Consider the following 4,570-nt stretch of genomic DNA (forward strand, 5'->3'; position numbering starts at 1 on the left):
CGGGTCGGCTGGAGCCGTTGCGGCCGGTGCAACGGCCGACTGTGGTGCCGTTGTCGTTCGCCCAGCAGCGGCTGTGGGTGCTCGACCAATTGCAGGGCCCCTCACCGGTTTACAACATGGCGGCGGCGTTGCGGCTGCGCGGGCGCCTTGATGCGGACGCGTTGGGCGAGGCGCTGGGCGATGTGGTGGCCCGCCATGAGAGCCTGCGCACGGTCTTCGTGGCTCCCGACGGGATACCTCAGCAGGTGGTCATGCCTACGGACCGGGCCGATTTCGGGTGGGACGTTGTCGATGCGACGGCCTGGCCGGAAGACCGCTTGGTTGATGCGATCGGCGCGACGGCACACCACACGTTTGACCTCGCGGGCGATATTCCGCTGCGGGTAAGGCTTTACCGGGTCGGCGACGACGAGCACGTGCTGGTGGCGGTGGTGCACCACATCGCCGCCGACGGTTGGTCCATCACCCCGCTGATCCGCGATTTGGGGCTGGCCTATGCCAGCCGGTGCGCGGGCCAGGCCCCGCAGTGGGCGCCGCTGGCGGTGCAGTACGTCGATTACACACTGTGGCAGCGCGCCCAGTTCGGTGAGCTTGACGATCCCGACAGCCCGATCGCCGCCCAGCTGGCCTACTGGGAACGGGCACTGGCGGGGATGCCCGAGCGTCTGCAGCTGCCCACCGACCGGCCCTACCCGCAGGTCGCCGATCAGCGTGGAGCCAGTGTGCCGATCGATTGGCCTGCCGAGCTGCAGGAGCGGGTGGACGCGGTGGCCCGTGAGCACAACGCCACCAGTTTCATGGTGATCCAGGCTGCGCTGGCTGTCATGCTGGCCAAGCTCACTGCGAGTTCCGATGTGGCCGTGGGGTTCCCGATCGCCGGCCGGCGTGACCCGGCACTCGACGAGCTGGTCGGGTTTTTCGTCAACACCTTGGTGTTGCGGGTCGATGTGGCGGGCGACCCCACTCTTGGAGAGCTGCTGGCCGAGGTGCGGTCGCGCAGCTTGGCCGCCTACGAACACCAAGACGTGCCCTTCGAGGTGTTGGTGGAGCGGATCAACCCCGTCCGCAGCATGGCTCATCATCCGCTGGTGCAGGTGATGCTGGCCTGGCAGAACAACCAGCCTGCGGCACTGGCTTTGGGTGACCTGCAGGTGGCGCCGATGCCCGTGCAGAACCAGTCGGCGCGGATGGACCTGGCGTTCTCGTTGGCCGAACGCTGGAGCGAGGCCGGTGAGCCCGCCGGGATCGGCGGGGCGGTGGAGTTCCGCACCGACGTGTTCGACGCCGACACGATCGAGGCGCTGATCGAACGACTGCGACGGGTGCTGACGGCGATGACCGCCGAACCCACCCGGCGGCTGTCGTCGATCGATCTGCTCGACGACGCCGAGCATGCCCGCTTGGACCGCTGGGGTCACCGGGCGGTGTTGACCCAGCCTCCGGCTGCGAAGCCGGCGTCGATTCCCGTGTTGTTCGCCGCGCAGGTGGCACGGACCCCGAATGCGGTGGCGATCAGCTGCCAAGGCCGGTCGTTGACGTATCGCGAGCTCGACGAGGCTGCGAACCGGTTGGCGCATCTGTTGGCCGGCCACGGGGCGGGCCCGGGACGGTGTGTGGCGCTGCTGTTTTCGCGGTCGGCGGAGGCGATTGTGGCGATGCTGGCGGTGCTCAAGACCGGGGCGGCCTATCTGCCGATCGATCCCGCCTTGCCGGCGGCCCGCGTCAGCTTCATGCTCGACGACGCCGCGCCCGTCGCCGCGATCACCACCGCCGAGCTGGCCGGGCCGCTAGAGAGCCACGACGTGGTGGTCGTCGATGCCAACGACCCCGCCGTTGACGCCCAACCCAGCACGCCGCTTCCCGTGCCGGCACCGGATGACGTCGCCTACCTGATCTACACCTCGGGCACCACCGGGGTGCCCAAAGGGGTTGCCGTCACCCACCACAACGTCACCCAGCTGATGGAATCGCTGGATACCCATCTGCCCGTACAGGCATGGGCGCAGTGCCATTCGTACGCTTTCGACGCCTCAGTCGAAGAGATTTGGGGTGCGCTGTTGCACGGCGGCCGGCTGGTGGTGGTGCCCGAGTCGGTGGCGCACTCCCCGGAAGACTTCCACGCGTTACTCGTTACCGAGCAGATCAGTGTGCTCACGCAAACCCCCTCGGCGGTAAGTGTTTTGGCGCCCGAGGGGTTGCAGGAGATGGTTTTGTCGGTGGTTGGTGAGGCATGCCCGGCCGAGGTGGTGGACCGCTGGGCGCCGGGGCGGGTCCTGCTCAACGCCTACGGTCCCACCGAGACCACGGTGTGTGCGTCCAGAAGCGCGCCGCTGACAACTGGGGCGGGTGCACCCCCGATCGGGTCGCCGGTCGCGGGTGCGGCGTTGTTCGTGCTCGACCCATGGCTGCGCCCCGTGACGACCGGTGCGGTCGGTGAGCTGTACATCGCCGGTACCGGAGTGGGCGTTGGCTACTGGCGCCGGGCGCCTTTGACGGCGTCGCGGTTTGTGGCGTGCCCGTTCGGCGGCTCAGGACAACGGATGTATCGCACCGGGGACCTGGTGCGCTGGCGCGACGACGGTCAGCTGGACTATCTGGGCCGCGTCGATGAGCAGGTGAAGATCCGCGGGTATCGCATCGAGCTCGGCGAAATCCAAGCCACACTAAGCTCTTTGGACGGCGTGGAGCAAGCGGCGGTGATCGCCCGCGAAGACCGCCCCGGCGACAAGCGCCTGGTCGGCTATGTCACCGGCGCGGTCGACCCGGCGCAGATCCGCCAGAGGCTAGCCGAGCGGCTGCCGGCCTACATGGTGCCGGCGGCGGTGGTGGCACTCGGCAGATTGCCGCTGACACCGAACGGCAAACTCGACACCCGCGCGCTGCCCGCACCGGACTACACCGCCGGTGAATATCGCGCACCGACCAACGCCATCGAAGAGACGTTGGCCGGCATTTACGCCCAAGTGCTCGGGACAGAGCGGGTGGGGGTCGACGAGTCGTTCTTCGACCTGGGCGGCGACAGCATCTTGGCCATGCAGGTGGTCGCCCGCGCCCGCGCGGCCGGTCTGATGTGTCGGCCGCGTGATGTGTTCGTCGAGCAGAGTGTGGCCCGGCTGGCCCGGGTGGTCCGGGTAGGCGGCGCTGCGGACGACGTCGTCGATGAAGGGCTGGGAAAAGTTGTGGCCACCCCAATCATGCGGTGGCTGCACAGCATTGACGGGGCGGTGGATCAGTTCAACCAGACCGTTCTGCTGCAGGCCCCCAAAGACGCCACCGGGGCCGATGTGGTGGTGCTGGTGCAGGCTCTGCTGGATCGGCACGCGATGTTGCGGGCCCGTCTCAACGACGACGGTTGGTCGTTGACCGTGCCGGAGGTCGGTTCGGTCGATGCCCGCGACTGTCTGCACACCGTCGACGAGTTCTCCAACGAGGCGCTGATCGCGGCGCGCTCGCGGCTCGACCCGGCCGCGGGGGTGATGCTTCGCGCGCTATGGGTGGCCGAGAGCCGGCAGCTGGTGTTGATCATTCACCACCTGGCCATCGACGCGGTTTCGTGGCGAATCCTGCTGGAAGACCTCAATATCGCCTGGGCCCAGCATCACAGCGGGCAGCCGGTGGTGTTGGCGGCGACCGGAACGTCGTTCGCCCGCTGGGCGTCGCTGCTCGAGCAGCACGCGCGCCACCCGCAGGTGGTGGATCAGGCCGACACCTGGCGGCAGGTGATGGCAACCCCGGCTCTGCTGCCGGCTCCGTCGCACGATACCTATGAAAGCGCCGGGCACCTATCGGTATTGCTGGATGCGGAGACCACCCGGACATTGCTCGATGAGGTGGCTGCGGCGTTTCACGCCGGGCCGCAGGAGATTTTGTTGATCGCGCTCGCTTTGGCGGTGACAGAATTTGCGGGCAATCGCACCGCGCCGATATCCATCGACGTCGAGGGCCACGGCCGCCACGAGGAACTGGCCCCCGATGTTGACCTGTCCCGAACGGTGGGCTGGTTCACCACCAAATATCCAGTGGCGGTGACGGTCGCCGGGCTGGAATGGGAGCAAGTAGCGGCGGGTGAGGCCCCGCTGGGCGCCTTGGTCAAGGACGTCAAAGAGCAGCTTCGCGCGCTGCCCCACCGCATCACTTACGGGCTGCTGCGCTACCTGAATCCCGACGTGGATCTCGTCGGCTCGGATCCGCCAATCGGTTTCAACTATCTGGGGCGCATGGTCGGCTCGGCCACTGAGGCCCCCGACGATGTGTGGCGGCTGTGCGAAGGCGGCGTCCCGGTCGCCGGCGCCGCCGCCGCAACACCGATGGCGTTGGCGCACACGTTAGAGCTCAACGCCGCCACTGCCGAAACCGAGACTGGCGCACAGCTGTACGCCGATTGGACCTGGGCGACTTCGGCTCTCGATGAAGCGCAGGTAAATCGATTGAGCCGGTTGTGGTTTGAGGCACTGACCGGTATTTGCGCGCACGTGCGAGCCGGTGGCGGCGGGTTGACCCCCTCCGATATTGCGCCGGCCCGGCTGACCCAACAGCAGATCGACGAACTGCAGCGGCAATTTGAGATCGC

Annotated in this window: 1 protein-coding gene; it reads left to right on the forward strand. The window is 67.7% G+C overall.

Annotated elements, in window-relative coordinates:
- Positions 1 to 4,570 (forward strand): non-ribosomal peptide synthetase (locus AWB95_RS22770; RefSeq protein WP_139818542.1); only part of this gene is annotated, 4,570 nt, incomplete at both ends.

It is taken from the genome of Mycobacterium celatum (genome assembly GCF_002101595.1).
GTDB classification, from domain to species: Bacteria; Actinomycetota; Actinomycetes; order Mycobacteriales; family Mycobacteriaceae; genus Mycobacterium; species Mycobacterium celatum.